General features: G+C 73.4%; 19 protein-coding genes. 12 read left to right on the top strand and 7 right to left on the bottom strand.

What is annotated here, in order from left to right; all coding sequences use genetic code 11:
• The first annotated feature begins 152 nt into the window (after positions 1-152).
• From ACFVX9_RS18155 to ACFVX9_RS18190, 8 genes are all read left to right on the top strand, one after another.
• The gene (locus tag ACFVX9_RS18155) at positions 153-1802 is read left to right on the top strand and encodes an NRAMP family divalent metal transporter (RefSeq protein WP_387982464.1); all 1650 of its coding nucleotides are present in this window, start codon (positions 153-155) and stop codon (positions 1800-1802) included.
• Between the two features lie 95 nt (positions 1803-1897).
• A complete protein-coding gene (locus tag ACFVX9_RS18160) occupies positions 1898-2170 on the top strand; it encodes a hypothetical protein (protein ID WP_387982465.1) in 273 nt (90 codons plus the stop codon).
• Positions 2171-2245: 75 nt separating this feature from the next.
• On the top strand, positions 2246-2512 hold the full coding sequence (locus tag ACFVX9_RS18165) for a hypothetical protein (protein WP_387982467.1): 267 nt from the start codon (positions 2246-2248) through the stop codon (positions 2510-2512).
• A 54-nt stretch (positions 2513-2566) separates the two neighbouring features.
• Positions 2567-2974: a winged helix-turn-helix domain-containing protein gene (locus ACFVX9_RS18170; RefSeq protein WP_380427271.1), complete on the top strand. Its 408-nt coding sequence runs from the start codon at positions 2567-2569 to the stop codon at positions 2972-2974.
• Between the two features lie 100 nt (positions 2975-3074).
• Positions 3075-3536 (top strand): hypothetical protein, encoded by a 462-nt coding sequence (locus ACFVX9_RS18175; RefSeq protein WP_380377912.1) that lies wholly within the window; start codon positions 3075-3077, stop codon positions 3534-3536.
• Positions 3533-3898 (top strand): glyoxalase, encoded by a 366-nt coding sequence (locus tag ACFVX9_RS18180; protein WP_387982469.1) that lies wholly within the window; start codon positions 3533-3535, stop codon positions 3896-3898. Before ACFVX9_RS18175 ends, ACFVX9_RS18180 begins: the two co-directional genes overlap by 4 nt.
• 290 nt (positions 3899-4188) lie before the next feature.
• Positions 4189-5946: an ABC transporter permease gene (locus ACFVX9_RS18185; protein ID WP_387982471.1), complete on the top strand. Its 1758-nt coding sequence runs from the start codon at positions 4189-4191 to the stop codon at positions 5944-5946.
• Between the two features lie 33 nt (positions 5947-5979).
• Entirely contained in the window at positions 5980-7365 is a 1386-nt protein-coding gene (locus ACFVX9_RS18190) for a nitrate/sulfonate/bicarbonate ABC transporter ATP-binding protein (protein WP_387982472.1), read from the top strand.
• 10 nt (positions 7366-7375) lie between these two features.
• Here ACFVX9_RS18190 and ACFVX9_RS18195 read toward each other — a convergent pair whose 3' ends face one another.
• The 5 genes from ACFVX9_RS18195 to ACFVX9_RS18215 form a co-directional block, all read right to left on the bottom strand.
• Entirely contained in the window at positions 7376-7792 is a 417-nt protein-coding gene (locus tag ACFVX9_RS18195; protein WP_063349734.1) for a metalloregulator ArsR/SmtB family transcription factor, read from the bottom strand.
• Between the two features lie 397 nt (positions 7793-8189).
• On the bottom strand, positions 8190-9227 hold the full coding sequence (locus tag ACFVX9_RS18200; protein WP_063349733.1) for an isocitrate/isopropylmalate dehydrogenase family protein: 1038 nt from the start codon (positions 9225-9227) through the stop codon (positions 8190-8192).
• A gap of 119 nt (positions 9228-9346) precedes the next feature.
• Positions 9347-9985, bottom strand: coding sequence for a 3-isopropylmalate dehydratase small subunit (gene leuD / locus ACFVX9_RS18205; RefSeq protein ID WP_063349732.1), 639 nt, complete (start codon positions 9983-9985; stop codon positions 9347-9349).
• A 73-nt stretch (positions 9986-10058) separates the two neighbouring features.
• Entirely contained in the window at positions 10059-11459 is a 1401-nt protein-coding gene (gene leuC, locus ACFVX9_RS18210; protein WP_063349731.1) for a 3-isopropylmalate dehydratase large subunit, read from the bottom strand.
• Positions 11459-12652: a LeuA family protein gene (locus ACFVX9_RS18215; protein ID WP_380377925.1), complete on the bottom strand. Its 1194-nt coding sequence runs from the start codon at positions 12650-12652 to the stop codon at positions 11459-11461. The genes leuC and ACFVX9_RS18215 overlap by 1 nt, the downstream gene beginning before the upstream one ends.
• 301 nt (positions 12653-12953) lie before the next feature.
• Here ACFVX9_RS18215 and ACFVX9_RS18220 point away from each other — a divergent pair, with 301 nt between their 5' ends.
• Entirely contained in the window at positions 12954-13292 is a 339-nt protein-coding gene (locus tag ACFVX9_RS18220; RefSeq protein ID WP_063349729.1) for a hydroxyisourate hydrolase, read from the top strand.
• On the opposite strand, the gene ACFVX9_RS18225 is transcribed toward ACFVX9_RS18220, so the two are convergent.
• Together ACFVX9_RS18225 and ACFVX9_RS18230 are read right to left on the bottom strand one after the other, a co-directional pair.
• Positions 13289-16378: a BTAD domain-containing putative transcriptional regulator gene (locus ACFVX9_RS18225; RefSeq protein WP_380427257.1), complete on the bottom strand. Its 3090-nt coding sequence runs from the start codon at positions 16376-16378 to the stop codon at positions 13289-13291. The two genes, ACFVX9_RS18220 and ACFVX9_RS18225, sit on opposite strands and share 4 nt — an antisense overlap.
• 270 nt (positions 16379-16648) lie before the next feature.
• Entirely contained in the window at positions 16649-17992 is a 1344-nt protein-coding gene (locus ACFVX9_RS18230) for a class II 3-deoxy-7-phosphoheptulonate synthase (protein WP_063351485.1), read from the bottom strand.
• Positions 17993-18187: 195 nt separating this feature from the next.
• Between ACFVX9_RS18230 and ACFVX9_RS18235 the strand changes: the two genes are divergently transcribed.
• From ACFVX9_RS18235 to trpD, 3 genes are all read left to right on the top strand, one after another.
• A complete protein-coding gene (locus ACFVX9_RS18235; RefSeq protein WP_380345904.1) occupies positions 18188-19687 on the top strand; it encodes an anthranilate synthase component I family protein in 1500 nt (499 codons plus the stop codon).
• Complete coding sequence (locus ACFVX9_RS18240) at positions 19684-20259, top strand: aminodeoxychorismate/anthranilate synthase component II (RefSeq protein ID WP_063349726.1); 576 nt, start codon at positions 19684-19686, stop codon at positions 20257-20259. The genes ACFVX9_RS18235 and ACFVX9_RS18240 overlap by 4 nt, the downstream gene beginning before the upstream one ends.
• A gap of 40 nt (positions 20260-20299) precedes the next feature.
• Positions 20300-21266, top strand: a 967-nt coding sequence (gene trpD / locus ACFVX9_RS18245) for an anthranilate phosphoribosyltransferase (RefSeq protein WP_387982475.1), incomplete at its 3' end; no start/stop codon positions are given.

Raw genomic sequence — 21266 nt, forward strand, 5'->3', positions numbered from 1 at the left:
ATCTCTGACGGCTCATCACCTGGACACCCGGCTTCGCCGTGCCCGAACGGGCCCGCACCGCCGGGTGGCGATGCGCCGCGCCCGTCCGCAGGGGGATCGCCGCCGTGCGCCCCCGATCGCCCCGCCTGCCCGGGGCCCACGGGAGGATCGTCATGACCACCAACGCCACGCTCGACTCCAAGGTCCCCGCCCCGCGTTCAGCGGTACTGGACGACGCCCACGTCGGCGACATCAAGGGTGCGCTCGGCACCATCCGGCTCGACGACACCACACCGCGCCACGGCCTGTCCGCAAGGCTCAAGACCCTGCTGGCGATCGTCGGCCCCGGCCTGATCGTGATGGTCGGCGACAACGACGCGGGCGCCTTCTCGACGTACGGGCAGGCGGGGCAGAACTACGGCACGCAGCTGCTGTGGACGCTGCTGATGCTGGTCCCGGTGCTGTACGTGAACCAGGAGATGGTGCTGCGCCTGGGCGCCGTCACCGGTGTCGGGCACGCCCGGCTGATCCTGGAGCGCTTCGGGAAGTTCTGGGGCGCGTTCAGTGTCATCGACCTGTTCCTGCTGAACGCGCTGACGCTGGTCACCGAGTTCATCGGTGTCACCCTGGCGGCCGGGTACCTCGGGCTGCCGAAGGTGGCCGCGGTGGTGCTGGCGGCGGTGGTGATCATCGCCTCGGCGTTCACCGGCTCGTTCCGGCGCTTCGAGCGCGTCGCGGTCACGCTGTGCGTGGGTTCGCTGCTGCTGGTGCCGATCTACTTCATGGTCCACCCGAAGACCTCGCAGATGGCGCACGACTTCACGGTGCCGAGCATGCCGGGCGGCTCGGGCCAGCTGGCGGCCGTGATGCTGGTGATCGTCTCCATCGTGGGCACCACCGTCGCCCCGTGGCAGCTGTTCTTCCAGCAGTCGTACGTCATCGACAAGCGGATCACGCCGCGTTTCATGAAGTACGAGAAGGTCGACCTGTGGATCGGGATCGCCATCGTCATCGTCGGCGCCGCCGCGATGATGGGCTTCACCGCCGCGGCCTTCGCCGGCACCGACGGCTTCGGCCAGTTCTCGGATGCGGCCGCCGTCGCCAAGGGCCTTGAGGACAAGGCCGGGCACGTGGTCGGTGTGCTGTTCGCCATCGCGCTGCTGGACGCCTCGATCATCGGCGCCTTCGCCGTGTCCCTCTCCACCGCCTACGCGATCGGCGACGTGTTCGGCATCAGGCACTCGCTGCACCGGGGCGTCAAGGGCGCCAAGGGCTTCTACGCGATCTACGCCGGCCTGGTGGTCGCGGCGGCCGCGATCACGCTGCTGTCCACCGGCTACACCCAGGGCCTGATGACGCAGTTCGTCCAGGTGCTGGCCGGTGTGCTGCTGCCCTCGGCGACGGTGTTCCTGCTGCTGCTGTGCAACGACAAGGCCGTCCTGGGGCCCTGGGTCAACGGGCCCAAGACCAACGCCTTCACCTCCGCCGTGGTCGGCGTGCTGGTGATGCTGTCGCTGATCCTGACCGCCGCCGTGGTCTGGCCCGACATCAGCTCGCAGGCGATCCTGTGGATCATGGCCGGCTGCGGCGTGGCCGCCGTGCTGGTCGCCGGGTACTTCTTCACCATCGGCCGCACCGCCACCAAGGAAGACCCCGTCGACCGCACCGGCCGCGAGGAATGGCGGATGCCCCCGCTGGAGACCCTCGGCAAGCCGGTCATGTCCACCGCCCGCAAGGTCGGCATGGGCGCCCTGCGCGCCTACCTCCTGGTCGCGATGGTGATGGTCATCATCAAGATCGTCCAGACCGCGCTCAACCACTGAGCCGCCGCCGGGGCGGCGCCCGACAGTACCGCCGCCCCGGCCCCGACCCGGAAACCTCGACCGCCCCGCACCCGGGGAAGGAAGGAAGTACGGCCATGCGCACCGCCCTTCACCACCACTGCCCGCGCGTCCGCCTCGCCCTGCACGACGGCGTCGAGAGGAAGTACCGCCTCGACGACCCCGGCGCCTGCCCGCACTCCGGCACGCCCAACACCCGGGCCTGCGCGTACGAGCCGCGCGTGCACCTGGCCTACCTGCTGGCCCGCCAGGGCCACCGCCCGGACTGGCTCGCCGACTTCGCGGACCTCCCGCCGGCCGCCGCGCGCCGCCTCAGCCGCGCCGCCGCCCGCCACCGGCCGCACGGCTGACGCCCCGCCGACCGCACCACCCCGCGCCCTCGCGCACCCCCTTCACCCGCTGCCCCGTCACGGAGGTGACCTGCCATGTCCATCGTCGCCGCGTTCCACCACTCCCTCCCGTCCGCCGGCCGCGGCCGCCTGCGCGCCGCGCTCGCCGCCGTGGGCCGACGCCTGGCGGAGAGCCCGCTGGACAGCCCCGTCCTGCACGCCGTCACGGCCCGGGCCCCGGCACCGGCCGCCGCCTCCGCCGACCGCCCCGCCCGACTGCGGGCCAGCTGGCGGACCGTCACGGCCCCGGACGGCACCGCCCGGCTGGAAGCCTCCTGGCACCCCTGGCACCCCGCCCGCTGACCACCCGTACCGATGCGTACAGATCCGCACCGACCCGCCGAAGGAGCATCCGCCATGGCCGTGCGCTACCCCAGGCTCGAAGCCATCTTCTCGGACCACACCGCCGCCGCCCCGCCCCGGCGGCCGCGCCCCGCACCGGCCCCCCGGCCCCCCGTCGACCCGGACACCGGCCTGGTGGTGGACCCCGAACAGCGCACCGTCACCGTCGACGGGCAGCAACTGGCACTCCCCTACCTGGAGTTCGAGCTGCTCGCGCACCTGGTCGACAACCCGCTGCGGGTCCACTCCCGCCGCCAGCTGATGGAGACGGTCTGGGGCCGGCCGGACACCGGCGACACCCGCACCATCGCCACCCACATCGCCCGGATCCGCCGCAAGCTCGGCCCCGGCCACCGGGAGGCGATCGCCACCGTCCGCCAGATCGGCTACAAGTACGACCCCCGCCTGACCCGCGTCGCCTGACCGCCGTCCGGCCGCGCCGCCCGACTGCGCCGCCCGAGGCCCGATCGCCCGCCCCGGCGGCACCCCGCCGGCCAGCACCCCACCGAAGGAGGACACCGCCGTGACCAGAACCGCCCTGTTCCCCTGGACCAGCAGAGGGACGGCGCTGTGCGGCGTCCTGCTCCTCCTCACCCTCCAGGGGATCGCCGTCGGCGTCGCCCCGGGGCGGCTGCGGCTCTTCCTCTCCGGCGTACTCATCGGCGCCTCGGCGGCCGGACTGCTCCTCGCCCTGCTGCTCGCCCGCAGCGGGCGCGGCACCGCCCGACCCGCCGACCCCGGCGAGGACGACACCCAGTGGTTCAGCGCCCGCTCCCTGGACGGGTTCCCGATGGAGCAGGTCCGACCGCTGCTGCTGTCGCCCGGCGCCCCCGGCCTGAACCGGCTCTACACCGCCTGGGTGTTCGCCACCCACGGGCACGACCCCCAGTGGATCGCCCACCACCTCGACCTGTCCACCCCGACCGCCCGGCTGCTGGTCACCGCGGCCCGGCACCACACCGCTCCCGACAGGAGGCCGCAGTGATCACGGCCCTCGACCACGTCCAGCTCTCCGCACCCCCCGGCAGCGAGGCCCTGCTGCGGGCCTTCTACGGCGACGTCCTGCAGATGGCCGAGATCCCCAAGCCCCGGCCGCTGACCGAGGGCGGCGGCTGCTGGTTCGCCGCCGACGGCGGCCGGGTCCGGCTCTACCTCGGCATCGAGGAGCGCTTCCGCCCCAGCACCAAGGCCCACCCCGGCATCGCGGTCTCCGAGATCGACGACTTCGCCTCGCGGCTGTCCGAGCTCGGCGCGCTCGTGGTGTGGGACGACAGCCTGCCGCCCCGGCGCCGCTTCTACACCACCGACCCGGTCGGCAACCTGCTGGAGTTCGTCGAAGCGGCCTGAGCCGGCGCGCGGAGGAACCCCGGATCCATTTGCCTACGGACGTACCGAAGGAGCAGACTGCCCGGGGCCCGCAGGACGGGCCGGGACGACACCGGACGACACCACCGGAGGAGGCGGCCATGGGCGAAGACCCTCCCAGTACGCGCCGCCGTACCGGCCGCCTCCCCCACGCCCGCCCACGCGCCTGACGCGACGGCCCCGGGGGTGACGCGGCGTTCGTCCCGATCCCGCTGACGTCGCACGCACCTCTCCCGACCCGGGGCCCCGGGTGCGCGCCGGAGGTGCACCCCATGACCCTGCCGAAGCCGGCCCCGGGCGCCGCCCGGGGCTCCCTGCCGTCCCGGACGGCCGCCCGCCTGGCCCGGATGACCTGGGTGGACGCGCTCGTCGCGGCCGCCGTCCTGGTGCTGCTCTACCTCGCGCTGCGGGTCGGGCAGGGCACCACCGTCCGGTTCTCCACCGGCCGGAACGCGGCGGTCGACACCGACCCGGCCCGGCTGCCGTACGACGCGGCCCGCTCGCTGCTGCGGATGTTCGCCGCGCTCGCCGTGTCGGTGGTCTTCACCTTCGGCTACGCCTACGCCGCGGCCCGCAGCCGCCGGCTGGAGCGGGTCCTGATCCCGGCCCTGGACATCCTCCAGTCGGTGCCGGTGCTCGCCTTCCTGACCGTCGCGGTGACCGGCTTCCTCGCCCTGTTCCCCGGCTCCGTGCTGGGCCTGGAGTGCGCGGCGGTGTTCGCCATCTTCACCTCCCAGGCCTGGAACATGACCTTCGGCTTCTACTGCTCGCTGGTCTCGCTGCCGCCCGAACTCGACGAGCTGTCGCGCTCGTTCCGCTTCACCCGGTGGATGCGGTTCTGGAAGGTCGAACTGCCCTCGGGCATGATCGGCCTGGTCTGGAACGGCATGCTGAGCTTCGGCGGCGGCTGGTTCTTCCTGGTCGCCTCCGAGGCGATCAGCGTCGACAACCAGCGCTACGCGCTGCCCGGGGTCGGCTCCTACGCGGGCGCCGCCATCGCCGCCGGCGACCTCGGCCGGGTCGGCTGGGCGATCGCCACCATGGCCGTCCTCGTGGTCGGCGTCAACCTGCTGTTCTGGCGCCCGCTCACCGCCTGGGCCGAACGCTTCAAGAACGAGCAGTCCGAGGCCACCGAGGTGCAGCGCTCCGTCGTGCTGGACCTGCTGCGCCGCTCGCACTGGCCCGGACTGCTCGGCCGGCTGCTGCGCCCGGGGTGGCGGGCGCTCTCCCGGGCCGGGCGCCTGCTGGGCACCGACGACCGCCCGCTGGCCGCCGACCCCGGGCGGCGGCACGCCGGGGACGCCGCCTTCGCCGCCGTCGCCGGCGGCCTCGTGCTCTGGGGCCTGGTCGACCTCGGCCGCTACCTGCACGGCGCGACCGGCCTCGGCGTGTTCGGCGAACCGCTGCTGCTCGGCCTCGCCACCCTCGCCCGGGTCGTCGTCCTGGTGACCGTCGCCACCCTGGTCTGGGTGCCGGTCGGCGTGCGGATCGGCTTCTCCCCCCGGCTGACCCGGATCGCCCAGCCGCTGGTGCAGGTGCTCGCCAGCTTCCCGGCCAACTTCCTCTTCCCGCTGGTCGTCTGGCTGCTGCTGCGGACCGGGCTGTCGATCGACCTCGGCGGCGTCCTGCTGATGGCCCTCGGCGCCCAGTGGTACATCCTGTTCAACACCATCGCCGGCGCCATGGCCATCCCCACCGACCTGCGCGAGGCCATGGACGACCTCGGCGTGCGCGGCTGGCAGCGCTGGCGGCGGCTGATCATCCCCGGGATCTTCCCGGCCTACGTCACCGGCGGCCTCACCGCCTCCGGCGGCGCCTGGAACGCCTCCATCGTCTCCGAGGTCGTCACCTTCGGCGGCACCACGCTCACCGCCACCGGCCTCGGCGCGTACATCGCGCGGGCCACCGAGCGCGGCGACTACCCGCACCTGCTCGCCGGGGTGGCGGTGATGAGCCTGTACGTCGTCGCCCTCAACCGGCTGCTCTGGCGCCGCCTCTACCGCCTGGCCGAGCGCCGCTACTCGCTCTGACCCGCGCCCGCTCCCCGCCCCGGAGGTCCCCGCATGCGCTTCCCGTTCCCGCGCGCCGCCCGCCCCGCGCCGCCCGCCGCCGCCGTGTTCTCCCCCTCCGAACCTTCCCCCGCCGACGGCGAGGTCCTGCTGGAGACCGTCGGCCTCACCAAGGCCTACGCCGGCGCCGACGGCGCGCTGCCCGTGCTGTCCGGCATCGACCTCACCGTCCGGGCCGGCGAGATCGTCGCCCTGCTCGGCCGCTCCGGCTCCGGCAAGTCCACCCTGCTGCGCTGCCTGTCCGGGCTGATCCCGCCCAGCTCCGGCACCGTCGCCTACCGCGGCACCCCGCTCACCGGCGCCAACCCGGGCACCGCCCTGGTGTTCCAGACCTTCGCGCTGCTGCCCTGGCTGACCGTCCGGCAGAACGTCGAACTCGGCCTGGAGGCCCGCGGCGTGCCGCCCCGGGAGCGCGCCGAGGCCGCCGTCCAGGCCATCGACCTGATCGGCCTGGCCGGCTTCGAGTCCGCCTACCCCAAGGAGCTCTCCGGCGGCATGCGCCAGCGCGTCGGCTTCGCCCGCGCCCTGGTCGTCGAACCGGACGTGCTGATGATGGACGAGCCCTTCTCCGCGCTGGACGTCCTCACCGCCGAGAACCTGCGCGGCGAGCTGCTGGAACTGTGGGAGTCCGGCCAGTTCCCCACCCGCGCCGTCGTCCTGGTCACCCACAACATCGAGGAGGCGGTCCTGATGGCCGACCGCATCGTCGTCCTCGGCTCCCGCCCGTACGGCACCATCCGGGAGACCGTCGAGGTCGACCTCGACCGGCCCCGCGACCGCGACGCCGTCGCCTTCGACGAACTCGTCGACCGGGTCTACCGGATCATGACCGGACGCCCCAAGGAGACCCGGCTGCCCGGCCGCGCCGACGGCGCCCGGCCCGACCGGCGCACCGTCGCCAACACCCCGCTGCCCACGGCCAGCGTGGACGGCCTCGCCGGCCTCGCCGCGATGATCGCCCACCGCGGCGGCTGCTGCGACCTCGCCGACCTCGCCGACGAACTCGGCCTCGACATCGACGACATGCTCCCCCAGCTCGACGCCCTCGACCTGCTCGGCTTCGCCGAGATCCACGGCGACGACCTGCTGCTCACCGAGGCCGGCACCGCCTTCGCCGGAGCCGACGTCCAGGAGTCCCGGACCATCTTCGCCGGTGCCGCGGTGGACGTCCCGCTGGTCCGGCTGATCACCAACGGCCTGCGCGGCCGCCCCGGCGCCGCCGTGCACGCCGGCTTCTTCCGCGACCTGCTCGCCCACCACTACACCAGCGAACAGGTCGACCGGCAGTTGGAGACCGCCACCGACTGGGGCCGCTACGCCGGGCTGTTCGGCTACGACGCCGCCCTGCGGGAGTACCGGCTCGACGAGGAGACGGCCTGAAGCCCCGGAGTCAGGCCTGGCCGGTGGCCGGGCGGCGGCGGGCGGAGCGGACGGCGCGGGCGAACGGCTGCTCGGCCGTCGCGGCGGCCGGGCCGGTACCGCCGCCGTCGCCGCCGTCACCGCGCCCGGGCAGGTCGTTGGCGATCAGCGCCGCCTCCGTCAGCAGTCCGCGCACCTCGGCGGCGCGGTAGAAGATCCGGGTGCCCTCCCGGCGCGAGACGACCAGCCCGGCCGCCCGCAGCCTGGCCAGGTGCTGCGAGGTCGCCGCCACGTGCGCGCCCAGCAGCTCCGCCAGTTCGCTGACCGGCAGCTCCCGCCGGGTCAGCGCCCAGAGCAGCCGGTACCGGGACGGGTCGGCGACCGCCTTCAGCACCGCGACCGCCCGCTCCGCCGCGTCCGTGTCCCACGCCTCTTCCTGCGCACCCATGCCAGGATCCTACCGAGCCGGTCCCGCCGCCCCGGCGGCGCCGAAGCCGGTGCCGTCCGGCCGGGCGCGGGCGTCGACAGCGGGCATACCCAGCGGGCGTCGACACCGGGCGTCGATAGCGGGCCGATGGCCGGGGCTGCCAGGCTTCAGCCATCCTTTCAGCCGCTGCCGACCGGCCGCGCCGTCCAGGAGTTGGAGTCCGTACGAGATGATCGAGCACACCACGTTCCGTACCGCGGTCAGCGGATCGCACGAGCACAATCCCTGGGGCTGAGCGGCCTGGGTCCGCCTTCGGACGCCCGCCCGCCGGGCGGTGTCGGGGAGGACGGACCCGGCCGCCGTGGTCGGTGGGGCGACCACGGCGGCGGTTGGGGGGGGGTGGGGGCGGGTCATGCCGTCAGGCCGCGGCGAGGGCCGCCCTGACCGCGGCGCCGACCTGCTCGGTGGTGAGGGTGCCGCCGAGGTCCGGCGTGCAGGCGCCCTCGGCCACGGCCGTGCCGACGGCCAGCTGGATCGCCTTCGCCTCGGCGGCCCAGCCCAGGCGCTCCAGCATCAGCGCGGAGCTGAGGATGGCGCCGAAGGGGTTGCCGATGCCCTGGCCGGCGATGTCGGGCGCGCTGCCGTGCACCGGCTCGTAGAGGCCGAACCCGGTGTCCGGGTTGATGTTGGCCGAGGCCGCGTTGCCCAGGCCGCCGGCCAGCATGGCCGCCAGGTCGCTGAGGATGTCGCCGTACGAGTTGTTGGTGACGATCACGTCGAACTGCGACGGGTCGGAGATCAGCTTCATCGCGGCGGCGTCGACGTAGAGGTGGGTGGAGTCGATGGCCGGGTGCTTCGCGGCGGCCTCGCGGAACACCCGCTGCCACACCTGGCCGCCGTGCCGGACGGCGTTGGACTTGTCGACCATGCAGACGCCGCGCTCGGCGATCGAGTACGCGTACTCCATCACCCGCGAGACGCCCATGTAGGTGCTGACGTCCGCGTCGACGGCCATCTCGTGCACGGTGTTCCCGCGCAGCACTCCGCCGATGTCGGTGTAGAGGCCCTCGGTGTTCTCCCGGACGATCACGGCGTCGATGGCGCGGGTCCGGGCGTCGCGCAGCGGGCTCAGCCGCTCCTGGAGCAGGGTGGCCGGGCGGTGGTTGACGTACAGGTCGAGGTCGAAGCGCAGGCGCAGCAGGACGCCGCGGCCGTAGTCCGAGGTCTTCACCCGGGGGTCGCCGATGGCGCCGAAGAGCACCGAGTCGCTCGCCTTGATCCGCTCGAAGTCCTCGTCGGACAGGGAGACCCCGGTCCGCAGGTAGGTGTCGGCGTTGACGTGGTCGAGCACGTCGACCGCGAGGTCCAGGCCCAGCGACTCGATGGTCTCCAGGGCCTCCTTGGTCACCTCGGGGCCGATGCCGTCACCGGGGATGACGGTCACTGTCTTGGTCATGGGTCTCTCACCGTTTCTGGGGTGGGGCCGGCCGGTTGTGGGTCGGGTCGGCCGGGCCGGGGGCGTCGGGCAGGGTCACCGCCGCGCGGCCCTGGGAGCTGCGCCGGGGGGCGCGGTCGTCAGGAGGCCCGGCGCTGCTTCGCGGTGTCCGGGGAGGAGAAGGCGCCGCGGGTGATGCTGGTCATCCAGGCCGGGCGGCCCTGCTCGAAGGCGGCGATCGCGTCGGCCTTGCGCAGGGTGACGTCGATGTCGTCGAGGCCGTTGAGCAGCAGCCAGCGGGCGCGCTGGTCGGCCTCGAACTCCCAGGTCCCGAGGTCGGTGCCGACGGTCAGCTGCTCCAGGTCGACGGTGATCTCGAACTTCGGGTCGGCCTGGGCGCGTTCGGCGAGGTCGGCGACGACGGGCACCGGCAGGGCGACGGCCAGCAGGCCGTTCTTCAGCGCGTTGCGCAGGAAGATGTCGCCGAAGCTGGTGGCGATGACGGCCCGGAAGCCCCAGTCGCGCAGGGCCCACACGGCGTGCTCGCGGGAGCTGCCGGTGCCGAAGTTGTGGCCCGCCACCAGGACGCTCGCGTCCTGGTGCTCCGGCTGGTTCAGGACGAACCCGGGCTCCTTGCGCCAGTGCCCGAACAGGGTGTCGGCGTAGCCGGTCTTGGTCAGCCGCTTGCAGAACTCGGCCGGGATGATCTGGTCGGTGTCGACGTCGTCCCGGGACAGGGCCACGGCCTGTCCGGTGTGCGCCGTGAGCGGCTGCCTCATGCCTCTGCCCCCTGCTGGTCGGTCCGGCTGCGGTCGGTGGAACGGGTCGGGCGGGTGTGCCCGGCGGGCGCGGTCACAGCTCGGTCGGCGCGGCCAGGCGGCCGACCACTGCGGTGGCGGCGGCGACGACGGGCGAGACCAGGTGGGTGCGGGCGTGGGTGCCCTGCCGGCCCTCGTAGTTGCGGTTGGAGGTGGAGGCGACCCGCTGGATGCCCTGGAGGCGGTCGGCGTTGATGCCCATGCACATCGAGCAGCCGGAGAGCCGCCACTGCGCGCCCGCGTCGAGGAAGACCTGGTCCAGGCCCTCCTCCTCGGCCTGGGCCCGGACGGCCATCGAGCCGGGGACGACGAGCATGGTGATCCGGTCGGAGACCTTGCGGCCGCGCAGCACGTCGGCGGCGGCCCGCAGGTCCTCGATCCGGCCGTTGGTGCAGGAGCCGAGGAAGACCGTGTTGATCTCGACGTCCCGCAGGGCGACGTCCGGTTCGAGGCCCATGTACTCCAGGGCGCGGCGCGCGGCCTGCTGCTCGGCGGGGGTCGCGAAGGTCTCGGGCGCCGGCACCGCGGCGTCCAGCGGGACGGCCTGGCCGGGGTTGGTGCCCCAGGTGACGAAGGGCTTGAGCCCGGTGACGTCCAGTTCGACGACGCGGTCGAAGGCGGCGCCCTCGTCGGTGCGCAGGGACTGCCAGTAGCTGACGGCCTCGTCCCAGTCGGCCTCGGCGGCCGGGTCCCAGCGCTCGCGCAGGTAGGCGAGCGTGGTGTCGTCGGGGGCGATCAGGCCGGCGCGGGCGCCCGCCTCGATGCTCATGTTGCAGACCGTCATCCGCCCCTCCATGGAGAGGTTCTCGACGGCCTTGCCGCGGTACTCGATCGCGTAGCCGTTGGCGCCGTTGGCACCGATGTGCGCGATCAGCGCGAGGATCAGGTCCTTCGGCGTGACGTCGGCCGGCGGCTCGCCGACGAACTCGACGGACATCGTCCGGGGGCGCTGGAGCGCCAGCGTCTGGGTGGCGAGCACGTGCTCGACGTCGCTGGTGCCGACGCCGAAGGCGAGCGCCCCGAAGGCGCCGTGCGTGGAGGTGTGGCTGTCGCCGCACACCACGGTCATGCCGGGGCGCACGAAGCCCAGTTCGGGCGCCACCACGTGCACGATGCCCTGCCGGTCGTCGCCGAGCGAGAACAGCTCGATCCCCTGCTCCTCGCAGTTCTCGCGCAGGCGCTCCAGCTGGGCGCTGCCCATCGCGTCCTTGACCAGCAGCGTGTTGGTGGGCACGTTGTGGTCTTCGAGGGCGAGCGCGAGGTCGGGCCGGCGGACCCGGCGGCCGGCCAGCTGGAGGCCGTCGAAGGCCTGCGGGGAACTCGCCTCGTGGAGCAGGTGCAGGTCGATGTAGAGCAGGTCGGGCTCGCCCGGTGCCTGGTCGACGACGTGGCTCTGCCAGACCTTCTCGATCAGGTTGCGCTCGGTGCCGCCCATCAGCTGGCCACCGCCATCTCGCTGGTGCGCTCCAGGCGCTCGGCGATGATCTCGCGCAGCTCGCCCAGTTCGATGCAGGTGCCGTCGGCGCGGCCCGCGATGTAGGTCTCGTAGATCTCGTCGAGCAGGTCGTGCTCGGCGCCGATTCCCATCTGGTCGAACAGGTTGCGGACCACATTGCGCCCGGAGTGCCGGCCGATGAGAATTCCGCGCTCGCGGCCGAAGCTGTGCGGCTCGACGTATTCGTAGGTCACCGGATTGCGCAGCATTCCGGCCTGGTGGATTCCGGCCTGGGTGGCGAAGGCGTTCTCCCCGAATATCGCCTTGTTGCGCGGCGTCGACATTCCGATGATCCGGGCCAGCAGCTGGTAGGCCTCGTAGAACTTCTCGGTGCGCAGCCGGCTGGTCAGGCCGAGCTGCTCGCCCTTGTAGAGCAGCACCGCGGCCAGCTCCTCCAGCGGGGTGTTGCCCGCGCGCTCGCCGATGCCGGCGATGGTGGCCTGCACCTCGTCCGCGCCGGCCTCGACGCCGGCCAGGGCGTTGGCGAGGGAGAGCCCGAGGTCCTGGTGGCAGTGGGTGGACAGGATGATGTGGTCCGGGATCCAGGAGCGGACCCGCGCCACCTGGGCGCCGAACTCGGAGGGGATCAGGCAGCCGGTGGTGTCGGCGAGCGCCACCGTGCTGGCGCCCTCCTCGATGCCGGCCTCGATCATCGGGCGCAGCAGGTCGTCGCTGCCCCGGCTGGCGTCCTCGATGCCGAGCGTGATGTCGGTGAAGCCCAGCTCGCGGGCGAACCGGATGCTGTCGATGATCTCGTGCAGGCCCTCGGCCCGGGTGAGGCCGCGCTTGTGCTCCAGGTGGACGTCGCTGCCGGTGGCCATGATCTGGACCTGGTGGCGCTCGACGCCGCCGGCCTGGGCGGCCAGCTCGATGTCCGCGCGGACGGCCCGGTTGAGGGTCGCCACCTTGGCGGTGGTGAGCGCGCCCGCGATCAGTCTGGTCGCCTCGAAGTCACGCGGTGAGGAGCTGGGGAAGCCGGCCTCGATGGTGTCGACGCCGGTGGCCTCGATGGCGAGGGCCAGCTCCAGTTTCTGGTCGGGGTTCATCGCGTTGCCCGGGGCCTGTTCGCCGTCGCGCAGTGTCGAGTCGAATACCCGGAGCCGCCGTGCGGTGGGGACGGATTTCGGAGACATGGATTTTCCGCCTCTTTCGGGAACGCCGCCGGACGGGCGACCGGACGGGAGGTCGCGGTGTGCGGCGGCGGAGGATTGTGGCTGGCAGCGGTGACTTTACTGGTCCGGAATCACTGTCCGTCAAGACTTTTCGAACAAATAATCATTCGATGGCGGGCCGATAGCGGGACCCCTGACAATAGGCTTGACGCGCCCTTTTCCCGATGCATCGTGTACTGAGGCAAGGAGTGGTTTTCATGCGAGATATCCCGTCCGAGGAACGTCCGCCGGCCCGGTTACCGCGCCCGGGGCGGGTGGGCTGATGGCGAGGGTCATCGTCGAAGCGCTGGACAGCGTCCACGGGCGCACCGCCGCCGGCCTCGACGCGAGACTGGAGTCGCTGGTCGACAACGAGTGGGTGCCGGTGGTCGAGCGGAGAACGGACGCGAGCGGCCGGATCGAGGAGTGGGGCGGGACGGACGGCGGACGCGGCCTCTACCGGCTGGTGTTCGACGTCGACCGGTACTTCAGCGGGCTCGGCCTGTTCACCGTGCACCCCGAGGTGGCGGCCACCTTCCGGGTCTCCGACGGCGAGTCGGGGCACCGGGTGAGCCTCACCCTCTCGCTGAACCACTACGCGGTGGCCTTCATCGCCGACTAGGACGGTGGACCCGGGCCCGCGGGGGGCTCCGGGTCACCGGCGGCCAGCCGGGCGGAGCGCAGCAGGTCGAGGGTGCGGGCCTCCTCGGCGGGGGTCCGCATCAGGCGGAACACCAACCGGGCCCGCCGCAGGTGCTGGACCGCCAGGTCGGCCTCCCCGGTGCCGAGCGCCAACTCGCCGAGGGTGACGAGGATCCGGCCCATGATCAGCCGCTCGTTGGAGCCCTCCGCGAGGAGCAGTGCGCGGTGCAGGGCGTGGGCGGCCTCGCCGCTCTCGCCGAGCCGGTGGCGGGCCGCGCCGATGCCGTGCAGGGCGTAGATCTCGCCGGTGTGGTCGCCGATCAGCCGGACGACGTCGAGGGCGCGGGAGAAGGCCTCCAGGGCCCGGTCGTAGCCGCCGCGTTCCAGGTGGCTCTGGCCCATCCGGTGCAGCACCTGGGCCTCGACCCTCCGGCCGCGGCCCTCCCGGCTGAGCCGCAGCGCCTCGTCGAGGAGCTCCCCGGCGCCCTCCTCGTCGCCCGCGCCCAGTTTGAGCTGGGCCAGGTTGTGCAGCACGTAGGCGACGGCGACGGAGCCGCCGCTCGCCCGCAGGACGGTGAGGGCGGCCTGGTAGTGGGCGGTCGCCTCGTCGATCCGGCCGTCCACCCGGGCGAGGTAGCCGAGGCCGCGGGCGGTCAGGGCGGAGCCGAGGTCGTCGCCGAGGTCGGTGAAGATCCCGGCGGCCTGGCGGAAGCGCTCCTCGGCGGCGGCGAAGTTCTGCCGGGTCAGCGCGAGCGAGCCGAGGGAGTGCAGTGCGGCGGCCTGGCCGAGCCGGTCGCCGCCCTTACGGGCGGCCGCGAGGGCGAGTTCGTGGGTGTCGCGCCAGTCGTCGAGCCGGCCGTGGGTCTCCAGGAACGTCACGGCGGTGACGGCGAGTTCCCAGCAGTGCGCGGTGAGGCCCATCATGGCCGCCTGCCTGACCCGGGGCACGAGCATGGGCCGCTCCCGGGCGAACCACCGCAGCGGCTCGGCCAGCAGCCGGTCCACCGTCCGGGCGGGCAGCGGGTGCAGGGCGGTGCCGCGGCCGCGGATCAGCACGTCGCGGCCGTACTCGCGCTGCCTCGCCTCGATCAGCAGGTAGAGGAAGCAGCCGATCACCCGGGCCAGTGCGGCCTCCCGCTCCTCGACGCTCTCCTCGTCGACGAGGCGTTCGCGCGCGAAGACCCGGATCAGGTTGTGCAGCCGGTACTGGGTGTGGCGGCCGGGCGCGGTGCCGACGGCGTCCAGCAGTTGGGCGTCGGAGAGTTCGTCGATCAGGTCCTGGACCTGGTACTCGGGGAGGTCGAGCAGCGCCATGCCGACCCAGGTGGAGAACGGCCCCTCGTCGATCAGGGCGATCCGCCGCAGCAGCCGGCGGGCGTCCTCGCTGACGCTCTCGTAGGTGAGCGAGAGGCCGGCCCTGATGCCGACGTCGGCGTACTTGAGCTCGTCGAGCCGGCGGGTCCCGTCCTCCAGCCGCTCCACCAGTTCGGTGATCTCCCAGTGCGGCCGGGCGGCGAGCCGGGCGCCGGCGATGCGCAGCGCCAGCGGCAGGTGGTCGCAGAGTTCGGCGAGCGCCTTCGCCGCCTCCGGTTCGGCCGCCACCCGCGCGGGGCCGGCGATCCGGCCGAGCAGTTCCGCGGACTGCTCGGGGTCGAAGGTGTCGACGTCCACCCGGACGGCTCCGGCGAGGCTGCCGATGTGCCGCCGGCTGGTGACGATCACGGCCGAGGTGGGCTTGCCCGGCAGCAGCGGGGTGATCTGGCTCTCGGTGGCGACGTTGTCGAGGACGATCAGCACCCGGCGCTCGGCGAGCAGGGCCCGGTACATCTCGGCCCGCTCCTCCAGCCCGTCGGGGATGGCGGTGCCGTTGACGCCGAGGGCGCGCAGGAAGCGCTCCAGCACCTGGGCCGGGCCGACGGTGTCGGGGGCCCCGGCGTGCAGGTCGGCGAAGAGCTGCCCGCCGGGGAACTCGGCGGCGATCTGGTGGGCCGCGTGGACGGCCACGGCGGTCTTGCCGACCCCGGCCTTGCCGACGACGGAGACGATCGGGACGGCCAGCCGGGACTGGTCGTGGGAGGAGAGCAGCAGCCGTTCGCGCAGGCCGGCGAGCAGGTGCTCGCGGCCGGTGAAGTCGGCGAGGTCGGCGGGGAGCATCTCCGGGACGGCGGCGGGGGCGGCGGGCGCCACGGGCGGCGCGGCGGCGGGCTCGGCGGCCGGGGCTCCGTGGGCGGCGGCCGGACGGCTGTCGGGCAGGTCGAGCCGGGGGTCGCCGGCGAGGATGGAGAGTTCGAGCCGCTGCAGCCGGGGGTCGGGTTCGACGCCGAGTTCGTCGATCATCCACTGGCGGGTGTCGCGGTAGACCTGGAGCGCCTCGGTCTGGCGCCCGGAGCGGTAGAGCGCCAGCATCAGCTGGCCGCGCAGCCGCTCCCGTAACGGGAACTCGTCGACCAGGCCGAGGAGTTCGCCGACGGCCGCGCCGTGCCGGCCGAGCGCGAGTTCGAGCTGGATGCACTCCTCGGTGGCGCCGACCCACTGCTCGGTGAGCTGGCCGGCGGCGGAGCGGATCGACTCGCTGGGCAGGCCGCCGAGGGGGTCGCCGCGCCACAGTCCGAGCGCCTGCCGGAAGAGGGCGGCGGCCTCCGCCTTGCGGTCCTGGGCCTCCGCCCTGCGGTCGCGGTCCTCCGCCGTGCGGTCGTGGGCCTCCGCCTTCTGGTCGCGCAGCGCCCGCGCCTTCCCGACCCGGTCGCGGGCCTGGAGCAGGTCGAGCTGGTCGTCCGCCGCCTTCACCATGTAGCCCTGCGGGTGGGTGGTGATGACGTCGGAGAGGCCGTGCGCGGCGAACAGCCGGCGCAGGGCGGAGACGCTGATCTGCAACTGCGCGCGGGCGGTGGCCGGCGGGGCCTCCTCGTAGAGGGCGCGGACCAGGCGGTCCACGCTGACCACCCGGTTGACGTCGAGGAGCAGCGCGGCGAGCACCGTCTGCTGCCGGATCCCGCCGAGGTTCAGCGGCCTGGCGTCGACGAGCGCTTCGAGCGGGCCGAGAATGCGGTACTCGACCCGGGGCACGGGTGAGGAACTGCCGTCGTGGCGTATGCCGGAACCAGGTCTGTGCCCCACCGTTTCCACTCCCCCCAGAGGAATAGGCGCAGGATCGCAAGGCACTCTAAGGACGGCCCGGTCAATGGGTCAACGCTATTCAGTTCTCCCCAAAAGACGCCGCCTGACGGGTTGCGATCGGCGTCCGCACCCTCGGGTGACCCACGAAAAATCGGCACGGAAATGCCGGTTGGCCGGATCGGCGCGCACCGATCCGGCCAACCGTCGCCCGGGGCGGTTTCAGGCCTTCATCAGTTCCGCGACCCGGAAGGCGAGGTCGAGGGACTGGCGGTGGTTCAGCCGCGGGTCGCAGGCCGTCTCGTAGCGCTGGTGCAGGTCCTCGGCGCGGACCTGGTCGCCGCCGCCGAGGCACTCCGTGACGTCGTCGCCGGTGAGCTCGACGTGGATGCCGCCGGCGTGCGTGCCCAGCTCCCGGTGCACCTCGAAGAAGCCGGCGACCTCGCCCAGGATGTCGTCGAAGCGGCGGGTCTTGCGGCCGTCGTCGGTCTGGACGGTGTTGCCGTGCATCGGGTCGCAGATCCAGGCGACCCGGGCGCCCTCCGCCGTGACCTTCTCCACCAGCGGCGGCAGCAGTTCGCGCACCCGGCCCGCGCCCATCCGCACCACGAAGGTCAGCCGGCCGGGCCGGCGGTCGGGGTCGAGGCGGTCGACGTAGCCGAGGACCTCGTCCGCGGTGGTCGTGGGGCCGAGCTTGACGGCGATCGGGTTGTGGATCCCGGCGAAGTAGGCGATGTGCGCGTCGTCCAGGCCCCTGGTCCGCTCGCCGACCCAGAGCAGGTGCCCGCTGGTGGCGTAGTGCGCCCCGGTGCGCGGGTCGGTGCGGGTGAGGGGCTGCTCGTAGTCCAGCAGCAGTCCCTCGTGGCTGGCGAAGAACTCGGCCTCCAGCAGCCCGGCCGGGTCGCAGCCGCAGGCTTGCAGGAAGCGCAGGGCGCGGTCCACGCCGTCGGCCAGTTCCTCGTAGCGGCGGGCCTCGGCGGAGTCCTCCAGGAAGCCGCGGTTCCACTGGTGGGCCTGGTAGAGGGAGGCGCTGCCGCCGGCCGCGAAGCCGCGGACCAGGTTGAGGGTGACCGCCGACGCCTCGTACATCCGCCGCAGCCGCGCCGGGTCCGGGCGGCGGGCCGCCTCGGTGAACTCCGGGCCGTTGACCGCGTCGCCCCGGTAGGAGGGCAGGCTGAGGCCGTCGCGGGTCTCGTCCGGCTGGGAACGGGGCTTGGCGTACTGCCCGGCCAGCCGGCCGATCTTCACGACCGGGACGCCGCTCGCGTAGGTCAGCACCACCGCCATCTGCAGCAGGGTGCGCAGCTTGGCGGTGACCGCGTCCGCGGTGAGGCCGCCGAAGGTCTCGGCGCAGTCGCCGCCCTGGAGGACGAAGGCCTCGCCGGCGGCGACGGCGGCCATCCGGTCGGTCAGCCGGTCGCACTCCTCGGCGAGGACCAGGGGCGGGGCGGCCGACAGGTCGGCGACCACCTCGCGCAGCGCCGCCTGGTCCGGCCACTGCGGTTGCTGGGCCGCCGGCAGGGAACGCCAGGCGGCAGGTGCTCCGGTCTGCGGAATTCGATTCATCACGGCCCTCGGATGGGAACGGAAATCGCTGGCCCGCTCATTGCAGCCCGGCCGCGGAAAGAAGGTCAAGCGTCCGCGAATTGGCCTGCTCCCACACCGGAGAACTGGTCTGACCGCCTTCCGGGACGAACGGATTGACTGGGGGCCATTCGTTCACCGGCCGTACCCAGCCGGCCATTCACGATGAGGATTCCGATGCCAGACGCGCCATCGCACCCTCCGTTCGCCGTCCGGCTCGGCACCGCGCCGCTGCCGCCGCACGACCCGCTGGAGCTGTACACGCGGCTGGGCGACCGGCTCGGCGCGGAGCAGGTGTACCTGCTGGAGAGCCTGACCGAGTCCGGCCGGCAGGGCGGGCCCGCGGTACTCGGCTGCGGCCCGCTCGCCGAGATCCGGCTGTACGGCTCGTACCTGGAGATCGACGGGATCGCGGAGCTCGCCCCGGTGCTGCGGGCGACCGCCGAGGCGGCGGGCCTCACCCCCGCCGCCGACGCCCCCGGGCGGCTGGAGGCCCCCGACCCGGCCCGCGTCTGGGAGTTCCTGCGGCGCGCACAGGGCCTGTTCGGCCTGGAGCCGGGCCTGCCCGGCGACCGCTTCCACTTCGGCTTCCTGGCCCGGTTCGGCTACGACGCGGCCTGGCACATGGAGGACCTGCCGGCCCGGGCGCTGCCGCCGGCCCGCCCGGACGCCGTGCTGACGCTGTTCCGCGACAGCGTGCACTACGGCACCGACGGCGCGCCGGTCCTGCGGACGGCCGACAGCCCGGCCTTCGGCGAGCACGGCCGGCACGACCTCGCGGGCGCGGCCCGGGAGGCGGCCGGGCAGGAGCCGCAGGCCGCGTGCCCGCCGGCCGCCCGCCCGCAGTCCGTGCACGACAGCGTGGACCGCGACACCTTCCACGGCTGGGTCCGGCGCTGCCTGGAGCACATCGGGGTCGGCGACATCTACCAGATCCAGGTCGGCCACCGGATCGACGTCCGCACCGCGCTGACGCCGGTCGAGGTCTACCGGCGGCTGCGCTCGCGCAACCCCTCCCCGCACATGTACCTGCTCCCGAACGGCGAGGGCACGCTGATCGGCGCCAGCCCCGAGCTGCTGTTCCGGATCGAGGACGGCCGGATCGTGATGCGCCCGATCGCCGGCACCACCCGTCGCGACCAGGACGAGGAGGAGAACGAGCGGCGGATCAAGGCCCTGCTGGCGAGCACCAAGGAGCAGGCCGAGCACGTCATGCTCGTCGACCTCTCCCGCAACGACATCAGCCGGGTCTGCAAGCCGCACACCCTGACGGCCGACGACCTGATGGTGGTGGAGACCTTCTCGCACGTCTTCCACCTGGTGTCCACGGTCAGCGCCGAACTGGAGGAGGACGCCGACGTGTGGCGGTCGCTGTGCGCGACCTTCCCGGCCGGCACCATGACCGGCGCGCCCAAGCTGCGCGCCATGGAGATCATCCACGAGATCGAGCGGGAGCCGCGCGGGGCCTACGCCGGCGCCGTCGGCCTGATCGACGTCGGCGGCTGGAGCGAACTGGCGCTGTGCATCCGCACGATCGCGCACGACGGCGCGGTGTACTCCGTGCAGAGTTCCGCGGGGATCGTCGCCGACTCGACCCCCGAGGGCGAGTGGAACGAGACGCTGGCGAAGCTGGGTGCCGCCTACTGGGCGCTGACGGGTGAGGAGTTGACGGCGTGAAGGTTCTGCTGGTGGACGCGCGGGACAGCTTCGTCCACATCATCGACCAGTACCTGCGGGCGCTCGGCGCGGACACCGAGGTGGTCCGCTCGCACACCCGCACCCCCGAACAGCTGGCCGCGACCGCGCCCGACGCGGTCGTGCTCGGCCCCGGCCCCGGGCACCCGGCGGCCTCCGGCCACGTCGAGCTCGTCCACCACTTCGCCGGGAAGGTCCCGCTGCTCGGCGTGTGCCTGGGCCACCAGGCGATCGGCCTGGCGTTCGGCGGGCGGGTCCAGGTCGCCGACCGGCTGATGCACGGACGCACCAGCACCGTGACGCACGACGGGCGCGGCCTGTTCGCCGGCCTCGGCAACAGCCTCACCGCGACCAGGTACCACTCCCTGATCGTCACCCAGCCGCTGCCCGAGGACCTGGAACTCACCGCGACCGCCGACGACGACGGCTACGTCATGGGCATGCGGCACCGCAGCCTGCCCATCGAGTCGGTGCAGTTCCACCCCGAGAGCATCACCACCACCGGCGGCATGCAGCTGCTGGAGAACTTCCTCGCGGTCGGCGCCGGGCGCTGACCGCACGCACATCGGAATCGACGAGCGGAATGGGTGACCAGTGACAGGGAATGGTGAATCGCGCAGCTGGCCGCAGCTGCTCGCGGCGCTGATCGGCGGGACGGACCTGAGCGCCGCCGACACCGCCTGGGCGATGGACCGGGTGATGCGCGGCGAGGCGGCGCCGGCGCAGCTGGCCGGGTTCCTGGTGGCGCTGCGGGCCAAGGGCGAGACCGCCGAGGAGGTCGACGGGCTGGTCCGGGCCGCGCGCGAGCACACGGTGCGGGTCGACGTGCCGGGGCCGACGCTGGACATCGTCGGCACCGGCGGGGACGGCGCGAAGACCGTGAACGTGTCCACCATGGCCGCGATCGTGGCGGCCGCCGCCGGGGCCCGGGTGGTCAAGCACGGCAACCGCTCGGCCTCCTCCGCCTCCGGCTCGGCGGACGTGCTGGAGCGGCTCGGCATCGCGCTGGAGCTCTCGGCCGAGGAGGTGGCCCGCTCGGTGCGCGAGGTCGGGATCGGCTTCTGCTTCGCCCCCGCCTTCCACCCGGCGTTCCGCCACGCGGCCGTCGCCCGCAAGGAGTTGGGCGTGCCGACGGCGTTCAACGCGCTGGGCCCGCTGACCAACCCGGCCTCGCCCACGGCCATGGCGGTCGGCGTCGCCGATCCCCGGCTGGGCCCGCTGATCGCCGCCGTGTTCGCCCGCCAGGGCGTGGACGCGCTGGTCTTCCGGGGCGACGACGGCCTCGACGAACTGTCCGTCTCCACCACCTCGACGGTCTGGACGGCGACCACCGGCCGGTTCGTGCAGGAGCGGCTCGACCCGCGCGAGCTCGGGATCGCCACGGCGGCCCCGGACGCGCTGCGCGGCGGCGACGCCGCCCACAACGCGGGCGTGGTCCACGCCGTCCTGGACGGCGAGCAGGGCCCCGTCCGCGACGCCGTCCTGCTGTCCGCGGCAGCCGGCCTGGCGGCGCTGACGCCCTCCGAACAGCCGGTCGTCGAGCGGCTGGCGGTCGCGCTGT

Origin of the sequence: Kitasatospora sp. NPDC058243, from assembly GCF_042882025.1 — a bacterium.
Classification (GTDB): domain Bacteria; phylum Actinomycetota; class Actinomycetes; order Streptomycetales; family Streptomycetaceae; genus Kitasatospora.

What these genes read in the sequence shown, in the direction of transcription:
- ACFVX9_RS18170 (WP_380427271.1), top strand. Translation starts at nt 2,567, where the DNA reads ATGGCCGTGCGCTACCCCAGGCTCGAAGCCATCTTCTCGGACCACACC.
- ACFVX9_RS18195 (WP_063349734.1), bottom strand. Translation starts at nt 7,792, where the DNA reads ATGGGTGCGCAGGAAGAGGCGTGGGACACGGACGCGGCGGAGCGGGCG.
- ACFVX9_RS18215 (WP_380377925.1), bottom strand. Translation starts at nt 12,652, where the DNA reads ATGTCTCCGAAATCCGTCCCCACCGCACGGCGGCTCCGGGTATTCGAC.
- ACFVX9_RS18235 (WP_380345904.1), top strand. Translation starts at nt 18,188, where the DNA reads ATGCCAGACGCGCCATCGCACCCTCCGTTCGCCGTCCGGCTCGGCACC.
- ACFVX9_RS18190 (WP_387982472.1), top strand. Translation starts at nt 5,980, where the DNA reads ATGCGCTTCCCGTTCCCGCGCGCCGCCCGCCCCGCGCCGCCCGCCGCC.
- leuC (WP_063349731.1), bottom strand. Translation starts at nt 11,459, where the DNA reads ATGGGCGGCACCGAGCGCAACCTGATCGAGAAGGTCTGGCAGAGCCAC.
- ACFVX9_RS18160 (WP_387982465.1), top strand. Translation starts at nt 1,898, where the DNA reads ATGCGCACCGCCCTTCACCACCACTGCCCGCGCGTCCGCCTCGCCCTG.
- ACFVX9_RS18185 (WP_387982471.1), top strand. Translation starts at nt 4,189, where the DNA reads ATGACCCTGCCGAAGCCGGCCCCGGGCGCCGCCCGGGGCTCCCTGCCG.
- ACFVX9_RS18155 (WP_387982464.1), top strand. Translation starts at nt 153, where the DNA reads ATGACCACCAACGCCACGCTCGACTCCAAGGTCCCCGCCCCGCGTTCA.
- ACFVX9_RS18165 (WP_387982467.1), top strand. Translation starts at nt 2,246, where the DNA reads ATGTCCATCGTCGCCGCGTTCCACCACTCCCTCCCGTCCGCCGGCCGC.
- leuD (WP_063349732.1), bottom strand. Translation starts at nt 9,985, where the DNA reads ATGAGGCAGCCGCTCACGGCGCACACCGGACAGGCCGTGGCCCTGTCC.
- ACFVX9_RS18230 (WP_063351485.1), bottom strand. Translation starts at nt 17,992, where the DNA reads ATGAATCGAATTCCGCAGACCGGAGCACCTGCCGCCTGGCGTTCCCTG.
- ACFVX9_RS18220 (WP_063349729.1), top strand. Translation starts at nt 12,954, where the DNA reads ATGGCGAGGGTCATCGTCGAAGCGCTGGACAGCGTCCACGGGCGCACC.
- ACFVX9_RS18200 (WP_063349733.1), bottom strand. Translation starts at nt 9,227, where the DNA reads ATGACCAAGACAGTGACCGTCATCCCCGGTGACGGCATCGGCCCCGAG.